The sequence below is a fragment of the Alteromonas sp. genome (genome assembly GCF_984505615.1).
Genome location: NZ_CFHOXV010000034.1, coordinates 1 through 18810 on the forward strand (window position 1 = coordinate 1; position 18810 = coordinate 18810).

At 47.6% G+C, this 18810-nt stretch carries 18 protein-coding genes; 7 read left to right on the forward strand and 11 right to left on the reverse strand.

Annotated elements, in window-relative coordinates:
• The first annotated feature begins 315 nt into the window (after window positions 1–315).
• Window positions 316–849: a gamma carbonic anhydrase family protein gene (locus tag AC4PME_RS15745; RefSeq protein WP_491044892.1), complete on the forward strand. Its 534-nt coding sequence runs from the start codon at window positions 316–318 to the stop codon at window positions 847–849.
• A 14-nt stretch (window positions 850–863) separates the two neighbouring features.
• On the opposite strand, the gene aroE is transcribed toward AC4PME_RS15745, so the two are convergent.
• The gene (gene aroE, locus AC4PME_RS15750) at window positions 864–1673 is read right to left on the reverse strand and encodes a shikimate dehydrogenase (RefSeq protein WP_491044891.1); all 810 of its coding nucleotides are present in this window, start codon (window positions 1671–1673) and stop codon (window positions 864–866) included.
• Here aroE and AC4PME_RS15755 point away from each other — a divergent pair.
• Window positions 1672–2106 carry a group II truncated hemoglobin gene (locus AC4PME_RS15755; protein WP_491044890.1) on the forward strand — a complete coding sequence of 145 codons (435 nt, stop codon included), beginning with the start codon at window positions 1672–1674 and terminating at the stop codon, window positions 2104–2106. The two genes, aroE and AC4PME_RS15755, sit on opposite strands and share 2 nt — an antisense overlap.
• Before the next feature lie 68 nt (window positions 2107–2174).
• On the opposite strand, the gene AC4PME_RS15760 is transcribed toward AC4PME_RS15755, so the two are convergent.
• The 7 genes from AC4PME_RS15760 to AC4PME_RS15790 all read right to left on the reverse strand — a co-directional run bounded on the left by AC4PME_RS15760 (window position 2175) and on the right by AC4PME_RS15790 (window position 7838).
• Window positions 2175–2849: an OmpW/AlkL family protein gene (locus AC4PME_RS15760; protein WP_491044889.1), complete on the reverse strand. Its 675-nt coding sequence runs from the start codon at window positions 2847–2849 to the stop codon at window positions 2175–2177.
• 145 nt (window positions 2850–2994) lie between these two features.
• On the reverse strand, window positions 2995–3918 hold the full coding sequence (hemF, locus tag AC4PME_RS15765; RefSeq protein WP_232373448.1) for an oxygen-dependent coproporphyrinogen oxidase: 924 nt from the start codon (window positions 3916–3918) through the stop codon (window positions 2995–2997).
• Between the two features lie 3 nt (window positions 3919–3921).
• On the reverse strand, window positions 3922–4482 hold the full coding sequence (gene tsaC / locus AC4PME_RS15770; RefSeq protein WP_490710439.1) for an L-threonylcarbamoyladenylate synthase type 1 TsaC: 561 nt from the start codon (window positions 4480–4482) through the stop codon (window positions 3922–3924).
• Entirely contained in the window at window positions 4475–5032 is a 558-nt protein-coding gene (locus AC4PME_RS15775; RefSeq protein WP_119499444.1) for a DNA topoisomerase family protein, read from the reverse strand. Before AC4PME_RS15775 ends, tsaC begins: the two co-directional genes overlap by 8 nt.
• A gap of 67 nt (window positions 5033–5099) precedes the next feature.
• The gene (locus tag AC4PME_RS15780) at window positions 5100–5576 is read right to left on the reverse strand and encodes a DUF494 family protein (RefSeq protein WP_119499443.1); all 477 of its coding nucleotides are present in this window, start codon (window positions 5574–5576) and stop codon (window positions 5100–5102) included.
• Between the two features lie 3 nt (window positions 5577–5579).
• The gene (gene dprA, locus AC4PME_RS15785) at window positions 5580–6716 is read right to left on the reverse strand and encodes a DNA-processing protein DprA (protein WP_491044888.1); all 1137 of its coding nucleotides are present in this window, start codon (window positions 6714–6716) and stop codon (window positions 5580–5582) included.
• Window positions 6717–6752: 36 nt separating this feature from the next.
• Window positions 6753–7838, reverse strand: a complete 1086-nt coding sequence (locus AC4PME_RS15790; protein ID WP_232373446.1) for a LysM peptidoglycan-binding domain-containing protein — start codon at window positions 7836–7838, stop codon at window positions 6753–6755.
• A 190-nt stretch (window positions 7839–8028) separates the two neighbouring features.
• Here AC4PME_RS15790 and def point away from each other — a divergent pair, with 190 nt between their 5' ends.
• The 4 genes from def to trkA are packed head-to-tail and all read left to right on the forward strand — an operon-like array spanning window position 8029 to window position 12236.
• Window positions 8029–8538 carry a peptide deformylase gene (def, locus tag AC4PME_RS15795; protein WP_491044887.1) on the forward strand — a complete coding sequence of 170 codons (510 nt, stop codon included), beginning with the start codon at window positions 8029–8031 and terminating at the stop codon, window positions 8536–8538.
• 8 nt (window positions 8539–8546) lie between these two features.
• Window positions 8547–9503 carry a methionyl-tRNA formyltransferase gene (gene fmt, locus AC4PME_RS15800; RefSeq protein WP_491044886.1) on the forward strand — a complete coding sequence of 319 codons (957 nt, stop codon included), beginning with the start codon at window positions 8547–8549 and terminating at the stop codon, window positions 9501–9503.
• A complete protein-coding gene (rsmB, locus tag AC4PME_RS15805) occupies window positions 9503–10831 on the forward strand; it encodes a 16S rRNA (cytosine(967)-C(5))-methyltransferase RsmB (RefSeq protein ID WP_491044885.1) in 1329 nt (442 codons plus the stop codon). The genes fmt and rsmB overlap by 1 nt, the downstream gene beginning before the upstream one ends.
• Window positions 10832–10856: 25 nt before the next feature.
• Entirely contained in the window at window positions 10857–12236 is a 1380-nt protein-coding gene (gene trkA / locus AC4PME_RS15810) for a Trk system potassium transporter TrkA (protein WP_491044884.1), read from the forward strand.
• A gap of 46 nt (window positions 12237–12282) precedes the next feature.
• On the opposite strand, the gene AC4PME_RS15815 is transcribed toward trkA, so the two are convergent.
• Window positions 12283–13734, reverse strand: a complete 1452-nt coding sequence (locus AC4PME_RS15815) for a TrkH family potassium uptake protein (RefSeq protein ID WP_491044883.1) — start codon at window positions 13732–13734, stop codon at window positions 12283–12285.
• Between the two features lie 136 nt (window positions 13735–13870).
• On the reverse strand, window positions 13871–14524 hold the full coding sequence (gene elbB, locus AC4PME_RS15820; RefSeq protein ID WP_491044882.1) for an isoprenoid biosynthesis glyoxalase ElbB: 654 nt from the start codon (window positions 14522–14524) through the stop codon (window positions 13871–13873).
• A 435-nt stretch (window positions 14525–14959) separates the two neighbouring features.
• Between elbB and polA the strand changes: the two genes are divergently transcribed.
• A complete protein-coding gene (gene polA / locus AC4PME_RS15825; RefSeq protein ID WP_491044901.1) occupies window positions 14960–17737 on the forward strand; it encodes a DNA polymerase I in 2778 nt (925 codons plus the stop codon).
• 403 nt (window positions 17738–18140) lie between these two features.
• On the opposite strand, the gene yihA is transcribed toward polA, so the two are convergent.
• Window positions 18141–18752 (reverse strand): ribosome biogenesis GTP-binding protein YihA/YsxC, encoded by a 612-nt coding sequence (gene yihA / locus AC4PME_RS15830; protein ID WP_119499436.1) that lies wholly within the window; start codon window positions 18750–18752, stop codon window positions 18141–18143.
• Window positions 18753–18810: the final 58 nt, after the last annotated feature.

An 18810-nucleotide genomic window follows, 5' to 3' on the forward strand; every position in this document is an offset into this window, starting at 1 on the left:
TGAAGCGGGACGCGCATTCTACGCGTTTCGTTTTCAGTGTCAACAACTTTTTGAATTTAATTTCGAAGAGTTGCTTCTGAAAACTGCTTATCGAATTCAGCTCTAAGCCTTATTCTATAAGCACTTCGCGGTGTCTGTCAGTGACGTTCCCCGTCGAAGTGGTGCGCATTATAGGGAGTTCAGTTCGCACGTCAACGGTTATTTTCAAAAAACTGAAACAATTCATCCGAACGCTTATTTCTTATACTTCCACGCCTATAAAGCGAGCGATCACACGGGTATAGTACCGTTATTATTGATTATGAGAGCTTTACTATGCCTGTCAGAAAGTACAATTCTGTTTCCCCTTCTATTGCTGATAACTGTTATATCGATGATTCAAGCGTGCTTGTCGGAGATATCGCTATAGGATCAGATTCAAGTATATGGCCGCTGGTTGCAGCCAGAGGCGATGTTAATTACATAAAGATAGGCGACCGAACGAACGTTCAGGATGGTTCAGTGCTTCACGTCACCAGGAAATCTGCCGGTAATCTTGACGGTAACCCACTTATTATTGGTGATGATGTAACGATAGGACATAAATGCATGCTTCACGGATGCACACTGGGCAACCGTATTCTTGTTGGTATGGGTGCCATTGTGATGGACGGTACTGTTGTAGAAGATGATGTGTTTATCGGAGCAGGTACATTAGTCCCGCCAAACAAGCGCCTTGAGAGTGGCTATCTATATGTAGGCAATCCAATGGTGAAAAAGCGCCCGCTCAAAGAGAGTGAACAGGCCTTTCTTAAGATTTCGGCAGACAACTATGTCCGGCTGAAAGATGAATACCTTACGCAAGGCTGAATCTGAACTACCGTTTAAGGACGAAGTTTCTGAATAACACCGGCAGTCTCCGGCCTTTTACCTGTCCAGATGGTGAATGCTGCAGCTGCCTGTTCCACCAGCATACCAAATCCGTCTTTGGTTCCTGCAGCCCCTTTCTCAGCAGCATACTGCATAAAGCGTGTTGGCTGACTACTGTATACCATGTCGTAAGCCAACTCGCATTTACCGAACATACTGTCAGACACAACCGGCAGATCGCCCGTCAAACTCGCTGACGTGCAATTAATAATAATATGGGCATCAATGCTGACGAGATCGTCAGCCGTTATCGCTTCAAACTTAGGGTTTGCTATATCTGACACAATCGCCTGTGCTTTGGCAAAAGTACGGTTGGCAATAAATAATGATTCCGGATTTTCTCTCAGTAATGGCCCTGCTACACCGCGGGTAGCACCACCGGCACCAATAAGTAAAATACGCTTACCGCTTAAACTGCCTGTTGTACTGAGTAAGTCCGCAACCAGTCCCATGCCGTCAGTCGTATAACCATTCAGGCAGTCGTCTACTTTATGCAATGTATTAACGGCTTTTGCGGTTGCCGCCTCTTCATTACAATTTGCTTCACTTAATTTGAACGCCCTTTCCTTGAACGGGACTGTAACATTGCATCCCACAGCCCGCTCATCAGCAAAGAAATTCGTAACTGTATCTTCGAAACCTTCAATGGGCGCTTCAATCTTTTCATATTGAATGGTCTCCCCGGTTAAATCAGCAAACATATGATGAATTGCAGGTGATAAACTCTGAGAAATCGGGTTTCCAAATACAGCGAATTTTTTCATGGGTCTCTTTAGCTTATTAAACAAATCAAAGAAAACGTCTTCAGACACAACCCCCTCCACACCCTATGAAGCAATCGGGGGAGAAGAAGCGGTAAAACTTATTGCCAACCGATTCTATGACATCATGGAACAAGATCCTATGGCTGAAGAGTTACTTGCAATACATCCGCAACCAATGGACAGAATAAGACATGTCTTTTTTCTTTATTTAACCATGTGGCTTGGCGGTCCCAATGAGTTTGAAAAGCAATTTGGTCATCCCCGCTTGCGTGCCAGACACCTCGGCTTTGCTGTGACACCGGCACTGAAGCGTCAATGGATGTATTGCATGCGAAAGGCGATGCTGCAATCGGTTCACGACATTACTCTTGCAGAGAAGTTACTGGAAGCGCTGGATCAACTCGCAGAACATATGATTAATACGGAACAATAAAAAAGCCCTCCGGATAAGGAGGGCAAAAGGCAAGTGCGAAAAACGCATGGAAACTAAATGTCAGATGATCAGAATGTGTAACCTACAGAGATAGTGTAAACCCAGGGATCAATTTGAATATCATTCACGCTTCCCTGTGCTTCACCCACATTGAAGGTGGCTTCGGTATCAATATCAATCCACCTTACTGACGTATTAATGTGCCAGTCGTTATTCAGCATGTAATCCGCACCGATTTGTGCAGAAACACCAAAAGAGTTATCCAGATCTAAATCCGTCAGTCCTGCATCTCCGTTAGCCGAAGTAAATTCCTCGTCAAAAATGAATGTATAGTTCAGACCCGCACCGATATAAGGCTGAAACACTGCTGCGGGATCATTGAAGTAGTAATTAACGGTTAATGTAGGGGGCAAGTGTGTCACCTCTCCCAGCTTATCACCTGTGCCCAGTGGGTCAGACACACCAAAACTGACGTCATGGGTAAATGGTGTCGCTGCGAGTAATTCAATATTGATGTTGTCGGTTATAAAATACGCAACATTCAGACCCAGTTGCGTATCGTTATCAACCGACAAATCTACGCCTAAATCTGCACCACCGGCAATAATGGTGGATGTTTCGTCGTCAGGTGCAACCGTTGTAAGACCGCCACGTACAACCCAGTCGCCTTTTTCATATGCTTGAGCGGCAGGAGCAGCAATGAGGGCTGCGAGGATAACAGTAGCCAGAGTGGTTGTTTTCATTTCGATTCTCTCGTGTGTTTAACGTTGATGTGCGTACTGTACGCCTCAGGAGAATCAAAATGTTGATCTGGAACAACAGAAAAAAATGGTTTTAAAATCAGCTTCCTGACCATTGATCTGAATCAATAGTCAGGAAAGGAAGAACTTACCAGTCTGTGGGTTTCAGCCAGTTAGCCAGCTTCGCTTCAGCGCTGCCTGCGGGCGCTTCGAAGCCATATTCCCAGCGGGCGAGGGGCGGCATGGACATCAGAATGGACTCTGTACGGCCACCGGTTTGTAACCCGAACAACGTGCCGCGGTCATACACCAGATTGAACTCGACATAACGCCCGCGACGATAAAGCTGAAACTGCCGTTCACGTTCTGAGTAAGACATGCCTTTACGGCGTTCGACGACCGGAACATATGCGTCCAGATAGCCATTACCTACTGACTGCATAAATTCGAAGCTTTTATCAAATCCCCATTCATTCAGGTCATCAAAAAAGAGACCGCCAACACCACGGGTTTCGTCACGATGTTTCAGATAAAAATAGTCATCACACCATTTCTTATATCTGGCATAAATGTCATCCCCAAAAGGAGCACAGCACTTTTTAGCGGTGTCGTGCCAGTGCTGAACATCTTCTTTAAAGGGATAGAACGGCGTGAGGTCAAAGCCACCACCAAACCACCAGATGGGCGTTTCTCCCGGTTTTTCAGCAATAAAAAAACGCACATTAGCATGAGAGGTGGGTACATAGGGGTTGTGAGGATGAATAACCAGAGACACCCCCATTGCCTGAAAACTTCTGCCGGCCAGCTCAGGTCGTGATGCAGTTGCAGAAGCCGGCATGGCTCCGCCGAACACGTGACTGAAATTGACACCGCCCTGCTCTATCACCGCGCCGTTTTTAAGCACTCTTGAGCGGCCACCGCCACCCAGTTCTCTTTCCCAGCTGTCTTCTACGAACTGACCTTTGCCATCAACCAGCTCCAGTGTCTGACAAATGTTATCCTGCAAGGCCAGCAGGAAAGCTTTAACTTTTTCTATTGCCTTGTTTGTGTCTTCAATATTCATTGTTTGCATTATTTAATCTCTGATCACACGGCCGGAATCGCAGTCACGGATTGTACTGGGCCTGTCCAGTCCCCCCACATCGCCGTCAATATAGATAACGCTGTCTGCAAAATAAGCCCTGGCTTCATCCTGTGTTCTTGCAGGTTCTTCACCGGAAGGATTGGCGCTGGTAGAAACCAGAGGCTTGCCCAGCTTTTCACACAACGCTTTCACTACCGGATGTGTTGTCACCCGAACTGCTATTTTTTCGTGAGAACCTGTGATCCAACCGGGCGCTGTTTTGGACTTCGGCAAAAGCCAGGTATTCGGCCCGGGCCATGATGAGAAAATTTGCGCTCTGCGATCAGGAGGAACAGCATTGTCATTAACGTAAGGCAGCAAACGGGAATAGGTATCAGCAATCAGGATCATGCCTTTTTCAACCGGACGTTGCTTCAGTTGTAATAGTTTGTGAACCGCCAGCTCATTATCAGGGTCGCACCCTATCCCCATTACCGCTTCGGTGGGATAAACAATTAACGCTCCCTGTTCAAACGCTTCTTTTACAGGGTCAATCTGTTGTTCATTACTCATTTTCGGGCTCTGCCTGATAATCGCATTTAACTTGCGGGCAGCACACTTTGCCTTTTTTATTGATCAAAAGGCCCCAGCCACAATCTGGACAGCTACCCGGAACGGGCGGGAAATTTACCACATACTTGCATTGAGGATAATGATTGCACGCATAAAAGCGCTTTCCGTATTTATTTGTGCGCTCAATGATGTGTCCGGTATTACATTGGGGACAAGTGATCTGCGTGTCCTCCTGCTGTTTTACCGGCTCAATATGATGACATTCAGGAAAATTTGTACAGCCGATAAACATACCGTAGCGACCTTTTTTAATGGCCATCGTACTACCGCAGTCGGGACACACCGTGCCGGCGATTTCTTTTAACGTTGTTGTTTGTTGATCATGTAACGGCTTACTGAAATGACATTCGGGATAAGCCGTACACCCAAGGAAAGGGCCACTCTTGCTATTTCGGATTTGAAGATGACTGCCGCATTCGGGGCAGTCACCGAAGGCGTGCTCAAGCGCATGCTCATGAGCACTGAATAAGGAATGATCTATTTTTGACATGAACCCCTGATACCTTAGAGCACAAATTCAGGAGGCATCCCGGGGACCATGCCGGTACTACTCCTGATTAATGCAGCGTACCATCAGATTCTTCAAACAGAAGATCTTCCATCTGTGCATACGCATTCTCTTTACCGGGCACGTTGAATAACACCATCAACACGACCCATTTTAAATCTTCAAGACAGAACTCAGGAGAGTCTATTTCCATCACTCTGTCGATAACCATTTCACGTGTAGACGCGTCGAGTACACCAACCTGCTCTAAAAACAGCAGGAATCCCTGGCACTCCACATCCAGACGCATTTGCTCTTCCTGGGTATAAATGCGGCTGACGCCAGATGATATACGCTGACAGAAATACGGCTTATTATCCGTTTCCTGGAGTGCAGCCAGTTTCTCCAGCCATGCTAACGCCTTATAGATTTCATCATGATGAAAGCCAGCGCGTATTAACTCATCCGTCAGTTCGTCCTGATCGACGCGGATTTCCGTTTCGCTATGAATGAAGTTCTCAAACAGATACATGAGGATGTCGAACATGGTTTATTTCCCCCTCAATTTGACGTAACCACCGGGAACGGGGGTTACGAGACCACGCAGTTCATATTCTAATAATGCCGCCATAACCGCTGATACAGGCAGTGCGCTGCGTTCGGCAATGATGTCAACGCCAGTTACATCAAAGTCCACACTATCTAATAATTTATCGGTTGCCAAGTTTTGATCTTCACTTTTTTGTTGTTGCTCAGCTGCGGCAGCAACGGGCGATCTGGCAAGATGGTTAAATTCCTCCAGGATGTGGTCTGCAGTTACCACAAGTTTAGCACCTTGCTGAATAAGTGCATGACAACCTTCTGTCTGCACATTTGCGATATTGCCCGGCACAGCGAACACTTCGCGTCCCAGATCTGCGGCCAGATTGGCAGTTATCAAGGTACCACTCTTTATTGTTGCTTCGACCACCAGCGTACCGGCTGAAATGGCAGCGATTAAGCGATTTCTGCCAGGAAAGTGATGACGTTTCGGTGGTGTACCGGGTGAAAACTCAGACACGAGCAATCCGTTATGACTGACGATTTCCTCCGCCAGATGAATGTTCCGGCGGGGATAGATAACATCCGGCCCGCTTCCCAGAAAGGCTACCGTTCTACCCTCAATGGCAATAGCAGCCTTATGGGCTGCTGCATCAATACCGCTGGCAAGCCCGCTGGTCACAGTGACGCCGGCAGCGGCCAGTTGTGATGCAAATAATGCAGCAGTTGAAAGACCTGCCCGGGTAGCCATTCTGCTGCCGACAACCGCAATTTGCGGATCGCCAAGACGTGAAGTATTCCCTCTGGCAAACAAGAGTAATGGTGGTGATGTTAGACTACTGAACCCTGAAGGCCAGTCCGGCATGTCCCGGGTAATGATCTGATTCGCCGGGTCTCTGTCCAGCCAGCGATAAGCCTGATCAAGAAGCTTGTCATTTGCAGATTTCCGTAACTGGCGAATCTGCGCCAGCTGTTCAGAAGTAAGAGGATGGTCAGGATTTGTCATCCACTCATCGGAGTGGAGAAAGGCGCAGGCTGAAATGCTGTATTTATTGAGTAGCGCATTCCATTTCGCTGTAGTCATGGCCGGCACTGATGCCAGTGACAGCCATGAATGTATTGAAGTATTTTGATTATTTTTCCGCATACCGCAGCCCCTCAGCTACGGTATGGGTTATCCCGGTTAAGGATTAGCGACAATAGCACCCGTCTTTACCAGTTCTCTGGCACGGGTAATGATGCCGTAGCTGGCTTTATCAAATGTTTTGAAAATGACGATTTCGCCGATTTTAATGGCCGGCTGATGCACCGTGCTGCCATCGTTAAACACGCTGTACATGGCATTATTTTCGCCAGCGTATTTGGGTAATTCACCGTCAATAATATCTGGCCCCTGAGAATAAAGTCCCATCACAGTGCCGGGAGACACTTGCTCAGAACCTAAATCCACAATGACCACATCGTCTTTACCCAGCAACTGATGCTGATGAAGATTCCCTACTACAAAACCCCGCTGTTCCGGCGTTGCAGCCTGCAGCACGAGATCCTGCCGGTCTGTGAAATCTCCGTCATACAGCCGGTCGCCACGGGCTGCCTCAAAGTTTGATTTGGTGACTTTGACCAGCCACTGGAACGGCACGGTATCGTCAATCATATTGGCATCAGCAACATGATGAACCTGAATCCCGAGGATCTCTCCGTCCAGGTTTTCAATAGTAGATTGTCTGCGGACTACACGATACTGATCTGAAGATCGGCCGTAACTCCGGCTGATCACTAAATCATCGGTAACAAAACGGATATCGCCGGTTTGATTACCGAGAATATGGGGAAGCTTTTCATAGACCTCTTCATCCAGTAATTCATTCTGATTGATGTAAGGAGCAATAACGGACCAGGGCAACATACTGATGGGGTCAGGCTTATTTTGTTTACGCAGGGACGGGCCAAGGGTGATGTGTTTTTTATCCCGCTGAACTACCAGTACCGGCTGACCGTCGACAATTCGTATTACCAGCACGTCGCCGGGGTAAATCAAATGAGGATTGATAATTTGGGTATTGTTACGCCACAGCTCCGGCCATAACCAGGGCTTGTCCAGAAACAGACTGGCAATATCCCATAACGTATCATTGCGTTTCACTGTATAGGTTTGCGGGGCATCTTCTTTTAGCGTGACTGCCTGAGCTAACCCGGTAAGGCAGCTTAAGATCACTGTCACTGCGGTCAGGGCAGCGGTAAAGCGCTTTTTTATCGATCCGGTTGTCATGTTTGCTCCAACCACTCCTGTTGAAATTTTCGACATTGACTCTATATCGGCCATGTATCCGCTATTTCCAGCAAAAAACTGCACGGCAGTTACCGTTATACGATAGAATAGTATCAGAAACCAATGTGTAAATAGCGCTGGCTATTGGATCGTATATTAATTCATACACGCAAGCGAAGCAGAACGACAGATGGCAATTTTAGACGTATTAAGTTTTCCTGACGAACGCCTACGCACCGTAGCGAAACCCGTTGAGTCAGTAGATGAAGAAATTAAGCAACTGATCTCGGACATGTTCGAAACCATGCGCGATGAGAAAGGCATCGGCCTTGCCGCCACGCAGGTAGACAAACATGTACAGGTTGTAGTGATGGATGTATCTGAAAATCAGGATACGCCCAGAGTATTCGTGAACCCTGAAATCACAGCGAAAGATGGTTCCACCATCAGTGAGGAAGGCTGTTTATCGGTACCCGGTAATTACGCCAAAGTAGACCGTGCAGAACGGGTGACTGTTAAAGCATTGGACGGTGAAGGGAATCCTTTTGAGCTTGAAGCTGACGGTCTGCTGGCTATCTGTATTCAGCACGAACTGGATCATCTGAAAGGTAAATTGTTTATTGATTACCTGTCACCGCTGAAACGCCAGCGTATCCGGAAGAAGTTAGAAAAAGAAGCAAGACTGGCAGCTAAAGCCTAGGACTATTTGTGACCACACCACTACGAATCATTTTTGCCGGTACGCCGGATTTTGCTGCCGACCATTTACGCGCCCTGCTCGGTTCTGAGCATGAGGTTATTGCTGTTTATACGCAACCTGACCGTCCTGCCGGACGGGGTAAAAAGCTGACGCCCAGCCCTGTAAAAGTATTGGCTGAAGAAAATGGCATCAATGTTTATCAGCCTGCTTCTTTAAAAGCACAGGAAGCTCAGGAAACGCTGAATGAGTTGAACGCTGATGTGATGGTAGTAGTGGCTTATGGTTTGTTACTGCCGCAGGCTGTTCTGGATATGCCCCGCTCAGGCTGCATTAACGTACATGGTTCTATTTTACCGAAGTGGCGCGGAGCGGCACCTATTCAGCGCTCTTTGTGGGCAGGCGATGAAGAAACCGGCGTGACCATTATGCAAATGGATGTTGGCTTAGATACCGGCGATATGTTGCATATTGCCAGGCTGCCTATTGAACCGGAAGATACCAGTGCCACGCTCTACGATAAGCTTGCGAAGCTGGGACCTGAGGCTCTGGTTAACGTGCTGAACGATTTGGAAAGCTATACTGCAAAAGCAGAAAAGCAGGATGATAATCTGGCCTCCTACGCGAAGAAGCTCAGTAAAGAAGAGGCTCTTATCGACTGGCAGGACAGCGCAGAGCAAATTGAAAGAAACATCCGTGCGTTTAATCCCTGGCCGGTGGCGTGGATGCAAATCGGCAAGGATAATGTGAAAGTATGGTCTGCACATGTGAGCGACAATACGTCAACACAACAACCGGGCACAGTGGTAAGTGCCAGTAAACACGGTATCGTTATTGCCACTGCCACGAAAGATTTAATCATCACGCAACTACAAATTCCCGGCAAAAAAGCCTTGCCGGCAGGCGATGTTGTGAATGCACGGCAACAATGGTTTGTGGCCGGTAAACTGGTTGGCGGAGAAGCATAATGGCTTCAGGTCAGCCGGTTCCCCTTTCAAGACAAAAGAATTTACGCGCCGATACTGCCTGGGTAATTTTTCAGATCCTGGAAAACGGTAAATCCAGCAGAGAATGTCTTGCTAAAGTACAACGCCGGCATCACGGAAAAGATAACGCCTGGATTCAGGAAATGTCGCTGGGTGTCATGCGTCAACTACCAGTTTTGCAATTCTGGTTACGGGGATTACTTGATAAGCCTCTGAAAGGGAATAAGAAGATCCTGGAGCACCTGATGCTGCTTGGTCTCTATCAACTGGCTTTCAGCCGCGTATCCTCTCACGCAGCAGTAAGCGAAACAGTGAATGCCGCTTCTTATTTGGGTGGTATGTCTTTGAAAGGACTGGTTAACGCTATCCTGCGTAACTTTGAACGTCAGGGGCTGGCAGATAAGCCGGTAGACGATCCCATTATTGCAAGCGGATTACCCAAGTGGCTATTTAAACGCATTCAGGATGCTTACCCGCAGGTTGCCGGCCGCATTATTGAACAAACCAATGATCAGGCGCCTATCTGGTTAAGGGTGAATACGTGCCAGGTTTCACGTGAAACCTTTTGTGATGCCCTGACTGAAATGAACATCCCGTTTGAAACGGTGGCTTCCCATCCTCAGGCGGTAAGACTTATCTCCCGCAGTGACATTACTGCACTGCCGGGTTACGACAAAGGCTGGTTTGCGGTGCAAGATGGCGCAGCTCAGCTTGCCGCACCTTACCTGGACCCGCAACCCGGTGAAACCATACTGGATTGTTGTGCTGCTCCGGGCGGCAAAACCGGTCATCTTTTTGAAGTTCAGCCTGAGCTGGCCCGCTGCATTGCGATCGACAGCGATGCAATTCGCCTTGAGCGGGTTAAAGAGAATATGACGCGGTTAAAGCATCATCCTGAGATTAAAACCGGTGATGCATTGCGTCCTGATCAATGGTGGGACGGGAAATTATTCGATCGCATTCTGCTGGATGCGCCCTGCTCTGCAACCGGCGTTATCCGTCGTCATCCTGACATTCGCTGGCTGAGAAAGCCTGCTGATATTGCAGCACTTGGTGCATTGCAGTCGGAAATTCTCGATGTTATGTGGTCATTGTTGAAGCCGGGTGGCACTTTGCTGTACGCCACCTGTTCCATTCTGCCTGACGAGAACCGTGAACAAATAAAGCAGTTCCTGGCACGTACTACAGATGCGGAATTGTCTGAGCTTTGTGAGGGTGAAAGCAGAGATTTCCCAGGCCGGCAGATAGCAACCGGTGAGGAACAAATGGATGGTTTCTATTACGCGAGACTGATAAAGTCTTCTCATTAAACTAGTAAGAGTCTGAATTACATCAATGAAAATCATCATTCTTGGCGCGGGACAGGTTGGCGGTACTCTGGCAGAAAACCTGGTTGGTGAAAAGAACGAGATCACTGTGATTGATTCAGATCCCACTATACTGCGAGCCCTTCAGGACCGCCTTGATCTTCAGGTAGTCGAAGGCGTGGGTTCCCACCCTGATATTCTCAAAAAAGCCGGCGCTGAAGACGCCGATATGCTGATTGCTGTAACAAACAGCGATGAAAGTAACATGCTTGCCTGTCAGGTTGCATACAGCCTGTTTAAAACCCCGACTAAAATTGCCCGCGTTCGCAGTGAGCAGTACATCATTTATCAGGAACAGTTGTACCAGGAAAATAACATTCCTGTGGATCACATCATTGCGCCTGAGCAGTTGGTAACCACTGCAATTAAACGTCTTATTGATTATCCCGGTGCGCTTCAGGTTGTGGAATTTGCCGAAGGTAAAGCGAGCCTTGTTGCGGTTAAAGCCTACTATGGCGGCCTGCTGGTTGGACACGCTTTATCAGCCCTGAAAGAACATATGCCCAATGTGGAAACCCGTGTTGCGGCAATTTACCGTCGCGGCCGTCCAATCCGTCCGCTGGGCACGACGGTGATAGAGGCTGATGATGAAGTATTCTTCATTGCAGCCACCAAACATATCCGTGCGGTAATGAGTGAACTGCAGAAGCTGGAATCCAGCTACAAACGCATTATGATTGCCGGCGGTGGTCTTATCGGTGCTGGCCTGGCAAAACGTCTCGAGCACAAACACAACGTAAAGCTGATTGAATTCAGCCCTGAACGCGCACAGTATTTATCTGCGAATCTGGATAAAACCATCGTATTTTGTGGTGATGCCTCTGATCCTGAGTTGCTGAATGAAGAAAGTATCGATCAGGTAGATGCCTTTATTGCCGTCACCAACGATGATGAAGCAAACATCATGTCAGCGATGCTGGCTAAGCGTATGGGTGCACAAAAGGCCATGGTGCTCATTCAGCGCAGTGCTTATGTGGATCTGGTACAGGGAGGTGAAATTGATATTGCATTCTCTCCCCAGCAGGCAACGATTTCCGCATTGCTTACCCATATTCGCCGCGGTGATATTGTTAACGTATATTCTCTGCGCCGTGGCGCCGCAGAGGCCATAGAAGCCATTGCCCACGGTGACGAAAACACCTCAAAAGTGGTTGGCCGTGAAATCGGTAGTATCAAATTACCGCCGGGCACAACGATCGGGGCTATTGTCAGGGAAGATACGGTAATCATTGCTCACAGTGACACGAAGATTGAAGCCAACGATCACGTGATTCTTTTTCTGGTAGATAAGAAATACATTAATGATGTAGAGAAGCTGTTCCAGCCAAGCGCATTCTTCTTCGGCTGATAACAAGTAATTCTACTGATACCACGTTCCGCGCAGTGTGTTTGCGTCAGCTGCGCCAGAACGTAGGTGAAAACAGTACCAGCAGTGAGAATACTTCCAGTCGTCCGAATACCATTGCCAGTACCAGCAACCATTTACCGCCGTCACTCACTTCAGAATAAGTACCCGCTACGCTGCCCAGTCCGGGGCCCAGGTTGTTCAACGATGCTGCAGTTGCCGTAAAAGCAGAAATGTTATCCAGACCCGTAGCAATCATGCCAATCATGATCACTACAAACACAATGGCATAAGCAGAAAAGAATCCCCACACGGCCTCAACTACCCTGTCAGGCATAGCTCTTTCGCCTAACTTTACCGAGTACACGGCTTTAGGATGAATGAGGCGGTCAACTTCACGTTTGCCCTGCAGGAACAGTAACAGTACCCGTACTACTTTCAAACCACCACCCGTTGAGGACGCACAGCCGCCGATAAAACTGGAGAATATCAGCAAAATAGGCAGGAACGCCGGCCAGGATGAGAAGTCAGTGGTGGCAAAACCGGCAGTGGTACTGATAGACACCGCCTGAATCATAGCCTGATCCAGCGCTTCCTCTGCAGAGGTGTAATAGCCGGATAATGTAAGCACCAGAAAGCAAATCATGATCAGCGTAAACTGAATAAACAGAAATGCCTTAAATTCCGGATCCCGTAAATACCCTTTCAGGGAACGGGAACTTACTGCTGCGTAATGCAAAGAGAAATTCAGTGCCGCAATCAGCAAAAAGACAGAACAAATCACATTAACCATGGGACTGTCGAAATAGCCCAGGCTGGCATCATGGGTAGAGAAACCACCTATCGCGACGGTGGCGAAGGAATGGCATATCGCATCAAACCAGTTCATACCGGCCAGCCAGTAAGCTACCATGCAGGCAATGGTCAGCGATAAATAAATATACCAGAGATGCTTGGCAGTATCGGCTATACGGGGAGTCATTTTGGAGTCTTTCACAGGGCCCGGCGTTTCTGCCCGGTACAGCTGCATGCCCCCGACCCCCAGAATAGGCAGGATAGCCACAGCCAGTACAATGATACCCATACCGCCCAGCCACTGTAGTTGCTGACGATAGAATTGAATTGAATGGGGTAAAAACTCTATACCTTCTATCACGGTAGCACCCGTGGTAGTGAGACCGGAAAAGGATTCAAAAAATGCATCGGTCACGGTCATACTGGGCTGTTCAAGCAAGATAAACGGAATCGCACCAAAGCTTGCCAGTACTGTCCAGAACAGGGCTACGATAAGAAAGCCTTCTTTCGCACGCAGTTCTTTGCGGTGATAGCGGTTCGGATACCACATCATCATACCCGTGCCTACACAAAGCAGGAACGCAATGATGAAAGGCAGGCCGCTTCCATCTTCAAACATCAGCGATATCAGTGCCGGTGGGACCATTGTCACGCTGAACAGTGCAACAAGTAATCCGAGAATCCTTACGATTGCACGATAGTGCATGTGCCGTTGAACCTTATTGTTTTTTTACCCATGACAGGCATGGTTGTGTGTACTACCCCAATAGCTGACATTATGCGGTGACAATGGCGAAAGGGAAAGTCCCATTCGCCGATACTCCCCGTCTTGCCGGGAGGTTTTAATTCATTGCCAGTACAGTTTCGACCATTTTGTCGATCCCCGCCTTTGCTTCAAGGATATCCCCGGCGAGCATATAAGCAGGTGTGGTTACCAGTTTGGCATCGGTATCAACTACAATCTCATCTACTGCACAGTCAACGTGAACAGCACCCAGTGCATTAATACCTGCGGCTGCACCTTCATCATTGCCAATAGTCACTTTACGCTGACTACCGTAAACAGCCGCTGCCAGAGCCGGAGCAATACAAGCGTATCCGGCTGGCTTACCCGCCTCTGCAAATGCTCTGCATACAGTAAGTACATCTTCATTCACAGAGCAGTCAGCACCATCAACCGCAAATGTACACAGGTTCTTGGCCGCACCAAATCCACCTGGCAAGATAATAGCGTCAAAGTTGTCAGGCTGACATTCAGTAACAGGTTTAATTTCTCCTCTGGCGATACGGGCAGATTCAACCAGCACATTACGCTGTTCGTTTTCAGCCACTTCACCGGTCAGATGATTAACCACATGCATTTGCATAACATCCGGTGCGAAACATTGATAATCAGCGCCGTTACCGCGAATCGCTAACAAAGTAATCACTGCCTCATGTAATTCAGTGCCGTCAAATACACCACTTCCACTTAAAATCACTGCTACTTTTTTCACGTTTCACTCTCCTTTGCTCTGCAAGCCAGCCACAGCAGGCGTTATGCCATTTACGATTAAAAAACAAACAAAAACTATACAAAAATTATCAAACTCTGCTGTCACTGTTTGTTATCAGTATGCTACATTAACTGACCAACTTGGTTAAACAACAAATTCTTAATTCACCAAGTTATCCACACTATCAGGGAAGAATTCGTCAAGGTAATGACATCTCTTCGAATTCCTGCAAAACCTTATATACAAAGATCTACGGATTTTTTAGCCGTATCAGATCTGCATGCCCGATCCAACTTCATTTTATTTTGATCACAAAGTTATCCACAGGCGATCCGGTTTTGTGGATCGAATGCCTCCGCAGACGGTTATATGGCTTTAACAGGCGGCCTGTGGCATTCTGCTCACTTTATTAATGCCTGCGATTTAAGTTTCCTTATGTCTGAAAACAAAACTCCTCCCTTTATTCTGGTTGACGGATCTTCTTACCTGTTCCGCGCCTTCCATGGTTTACCTCCACTGACAAATTCTAAAGGTCAGGATACCGGTGCGATTTACGGTGTGATCAACATGCTGAGAAGCCTAATCCGCCAGTACAACCCCACCCACATGGCGGTAGTCTTCGATGCCAAAGGAAAAACCTTCCGCGACGACATGTATAAAGAATACAAGGCAAACCGTCCGCCGATGCCGGAAGAATTACGATCTCAGATTGCACCTTTGCATGACATTATCAGGGCAATGGGCTTACCGATCATCGTGGAAGAAGGTGTAGAAGCCGATGATGTGATCGGAACCCTTTCACGTCAGGCCACCGAAAAAGGGATCGACACACTCATCAGTACAGGTGACAAAGATATGGCTCAGCTGGTCAATGAGCATGTCACGCTGATCAATACCATGAACAACCAGATCATGACGACTGAGGGTGTTAAGGAAAAATTCGGTATTCCTCCGGAGCTGGTTATTGATTTCCTGGCCCTTAAAGGGGACAAAGTCGATAACATTCCGGGCGTGCCGGGAGTGGGCGACAAAAGTGCACAGGCACTGCTGAACGGGATCGGTGGCATTAAAGACATTTATGAGAATCTGGACGCTATCGCAGGCCTTTCATTCCGTGGCAGCAAAACCATGGCTGATAAGATGCGTGAGTATGAAGAGCAGGCGCGGTTATCTTATGATCTGGCGACAATAAAGCTGGATGTTGAGATGGATTTTCAGCCGGAAACGCTGGTGCCGTCGGAAGCTGATAATACAAAGCTTGCCGCCCTGTTTGCCGAATATGAGTTTAAGCGCTGGTTTTCTGAAGTCTCATCCGAATCAGCCGCAGAGGAATCTGCTACCAGCGCGGAAACTGACGAAAGTAACGGTGAAGACGACTCTCCTGCACTGTCAGACATCGACAAAAGCAAATACGAAACCGTTACAGATAAAGCGGCTTTTGAAAACTGGCTGAAGAAGCTGGAACAGGCACCACTTTTTGCTTTTGATACTGAGACCACCAGTCTCGATTATATGGAAGCTGAAATTGTTGGTGTATCTTTCAGTACGGCACCGGGAGAAGCCGCTTACGTACCGGTAGCACATGACTATCCTGATGCACCGGAGCAACTTGACCGTGATTACGTGCTTGGTGCATTAAAGCCGTTGCTGGAATCAGATTCAGTTAAAAAGGTTGGCCAGCATCTGAAGTACGACAAAAACGTCCTGGCCAATTACGACATCAATTTACAGGGCATTGCTTTTGACACCATGCTTGAGTCTTACGTGCTTAACAGCACGGCAACCCGCCATGACATGGACTCACTGGCGATGGCGTACCTGAATCACAAAACAATCCACTTTGAAGAGATTGCCGGTAAGGGAGCGAAGCAACTTACCTTTAATCAGATTGATTTGAATGAAGCCGCGCCCTATGCCGCCGAAGATGCAGACGTTACTTTAAGGTTGCATGAAGAAATCTGGCGCCGGCTGGAACAGCACGAACCACTGAAAAATTTATTACTGGATGTCGAAGTGCCACTGGCCAGCGTACTGTCCAGGATGGAACAGTTGGGCGTACTGATAGATTCACAAAAGCTGAATCAGCAAAGCCAGGATCTGGCTAAGCGTATAACTGAACTGGAAGCCAGTGTGCATGAAGCCGCGGGTGAAACATTTAACTTAGGTTCAACTAAACAGCTGCAACAGATTCTGTTTGAGAAATTATCTTTGCCTGTGATCAAGAAAACGCCTAAAGGCGCCCCGTCTACGTCGGAAGAGGTATTACAGGAACTGGCGCTGGACTACCCTATTCCCAAAATGATCATGGAATACCGTGGTCTGACAAAACTTAAAAATACTTACACAGACAAGCTGCCAAAGATGATCAATCACCGTACAGGCCGTGTGCATACGTCTTATCATCAGGCAGTCACCGCAACGGGACGGTTGTCCTCTACGGATCCTAACCTGCAGAACATCCCTATCCGCACTGAAGAAGGCCGCAGAGTACGGCAAGCGTTCGTGCCACGGGACGGTTATAAGATTGTCGCCGCGGATTACTCTCAAATAGAGCTGCGTATTATGGCTCATCTTTCTGAAGATCAGGGTTTGCTTGATGCATTCTCGCAGGGCAAAGACATACATAAGGCCACAGCGTCTGAAGTATTTTCAGTGCCTCTTGAGAAAGTAACTGCAGATCAGCGCCGCAGCGCGAAAGCTATAAACTTCGGACTGATATACGGCATGTCAGCTTTTGGTTTGTCCAGACAACTGAATATTCCCCGTAACGACGCACAAAAATATATGGATTTGTATTTTGAACGTTATCCGGGCGTACTGCGCTATATGGATGAAACCCGTGAGCATGCGAAAGAAACCGGCTATGTTGAAACGGTATTCGGGCGCAGACTGTATCTGCCTGACATTAAAGCAAGCAACGGTGCCCGCAGGAAAGGTGCAGAACGTGCGGCAATCAATGCTCCTATGCAGGGTACAGCGGCTGACATCATCAAACTGGCAATGCTGCGTGTTGATGAGTGGATCCAAAAAGAAGCCGCCAGTGACGTATTTATGATGATGCAGGTTCACGATGAACTGGTTTTTGAAATTAAAGAAGAGGTGGTGGAAGAACGCGTTGCCAGCATTGTAGCCCTGATGGAACAGGCTGCCGCCCTGTCAGTTCCTTTACAGGTTGAAGCCGGCACGGGAGAAAATTGGGACGAGGCACACTAAAACAGTAAGTAGATTACAGTATTTAGCGTATTTATCGTGACAATCACCGATATTTGGTAATTTTATTACAATTTCACTTGCCTTTTCAGCATTCTGTTGTACCCTAATGGATGTAGGGTACAGAGGTGAGAAAGCTGTTTTCAAACCTTTGCTTTAACCCCGGTAGTTTTACCGGGGTTTTTTTATGCCCGTAGAAAAGTCATTCCGAAAGCACTCAACCAATTGTTTTTATTGAAAAATAAAATAAATCTCAAAAAAACTTCTATTTTTCTTCAATTAATTTGAACTAACCGGCTTCAGGGACACTCTATATCTTCGGTTTTTATGTGTTTTCTCTCAGTCCTTTTCCCCGGCCACTTTGGTCGGGGATTTTTCTTTCAGGCACGAGAAATCCAGAAAACGCCTAAGCGTCCTCCTCCTCATTCAGTTCAAACCACTTATCCAGAACAGCAGCCGCTTCGCTTACACCAATCTTTGATAAAGACGAGAATGCCTGAACAGTAACATCCCCGTTAAAGGCAAGTGCCGCATCTCTGGCAAACATAAATGCTTCTTTTCGTTTACCAGATTTTAACTTATCCGCTTTGGTCAGAAGTGCGAGAACAGGTAACCCTGCATCGACTGCCCAGTAAATAAGATCCTGATCGAGATCTTTAAACGGGTGCCGGATATCCATCATGACGACCAGTCCCCGCAAGCTTTTCCGCTTTTGCAGATACTCGCCCAGCGAGGCCTGCCACTTCTTCTTCATTGCAATAGGAACCTGCGCAAAGCCGTAGCCCGGCAAGTCAACCAGCCTGCGGGTTTCATCAAGTTCGAAGATATTGATAAGCTGCGTCCGGCCCGGTGTTTTACTGGTCCTCGCCAGGTTCTTTTGTCTTGTCAGTGTATTTAACGCGCTCGATTTTCCGGCGTTTGAACGGCCGGCAAAGGCGACTTCTATGCCCTCATCCTGCTTTAGATGGCGGATATCAGGCGCGCTCATCAGAAACTTAGCTTTTGTGTAATACGACATGTTGAATATCCGTCTATACTTTGCATTTAATTTTAATTTATTTGACACCTGTCAGAAA

Bases quoted from the DNA above. Each gene is read 5' to 3' on its own strand.
- AC4PME_RS15745 (WP_491044892.1), top strand. From the start codon at position 316: ATGCCTGTCAGAAAGTACAATTCTGTTTCCCCTTCTATTGCTGATAAC.
- AC4PME_RS15755 (WP_491044890.1), top strand. From the start codon at position 1,672: ATGGGTCTCTTTAGCTTATTAAACAAATCAAAGAAAACGTCTTCAGAC.
- aroE (WP_491044891.1), bottom strand. From the start codon at position 1,673: ATGAAAAAATTCGCTGTATTTGGAAACCCGATTTCTCAGAGTTTATCA.
- AC4PME_RS15760 (WP_491044889.1), bottom strand. From the start codon at position 2,849: ATGAAAACAACCACTCTGGCTACTGTTATCCTCGCAGCCCTCATTGCT.
- hemF (WP_232373448.1), bottom strand. From the start codon at position 3,918: ATGCAAACAATGAATATTGAAGACACAAACAAGGCAATAGAAAAAGTT.
- tsaC (WP_490710439.1), bottom strand. From the start codon at position 4,482: ATGAGTAATGAACAACAGATTGACCCTGTAAAAGAAGCGTTTGAACAG.
- AC4PME_RS15775 (WP_119499444.1), bottom strand. From the start codon at position 5,032: ATGTCAAAAATAGATCATTCCTTATTCAGTGCTCATGAGCATGCGCTT.
- AC4PME_RS15780 (WP_119499443.1), bottom strand. From the start codon at position 5,576: ATGTTCGACATCCTCATGTATCTGTTTGAGAACTTCATTCATAGCGAA.
- dprA (WP_491044888.1), bottom strand. From the start codon at position 6,716: ATGCGGAAAAATAATCAAAATACTTCAATACATTCATGGCTGTCACTG.
- AC4PME_RS15790 (WP_232373446.1), bottom strand. From the start codon at position 7,838: ATGACAACCGGATCGATAAAAAAGCGCTTTACCGCTGCCCTGACCGCA.
- def (WP_491044887.1), top strand. From the start codon at position 8,029: ATGGCAATTTTAGACGTATTAAGTTTTCCTGACGAACGCCTACGCACC.
- rsmB (WP_491044885.1), top strand. From the start codon at position 9,503: ATGGCTTCAGGTCAGCCGGTTCCCCTTTCAAGACAAAAGAATTTACGC.
- trkA (WP_491044884.1), top strand. From the start codon at position 10,857: ATGAAAATCATCATTCTTGGCGCGGGACAGGTTGGCGGTACTCTGGCA.
- AC4PME_RS15815 (WP_491044883.1), bottom strand. From the start codon at position 13,734: ATGCACTATCGTGCAATCGTAAGGATTCTCGGATTACTTGTTGCACTG.
- polA (WP_491044901.1), top strand. From the start codon at position 14,960: ATGTCTGAAAACAAAACTCCTCCCTTTATTCTGGTTGACGGATCTTCT.
- yihA (WP_119499436.1), bottom strand. From the start codon at position 18,752: ATGTCGTATTACACAAAAGCTAAGTTTCTGATGAGCGCGCCTGATATC.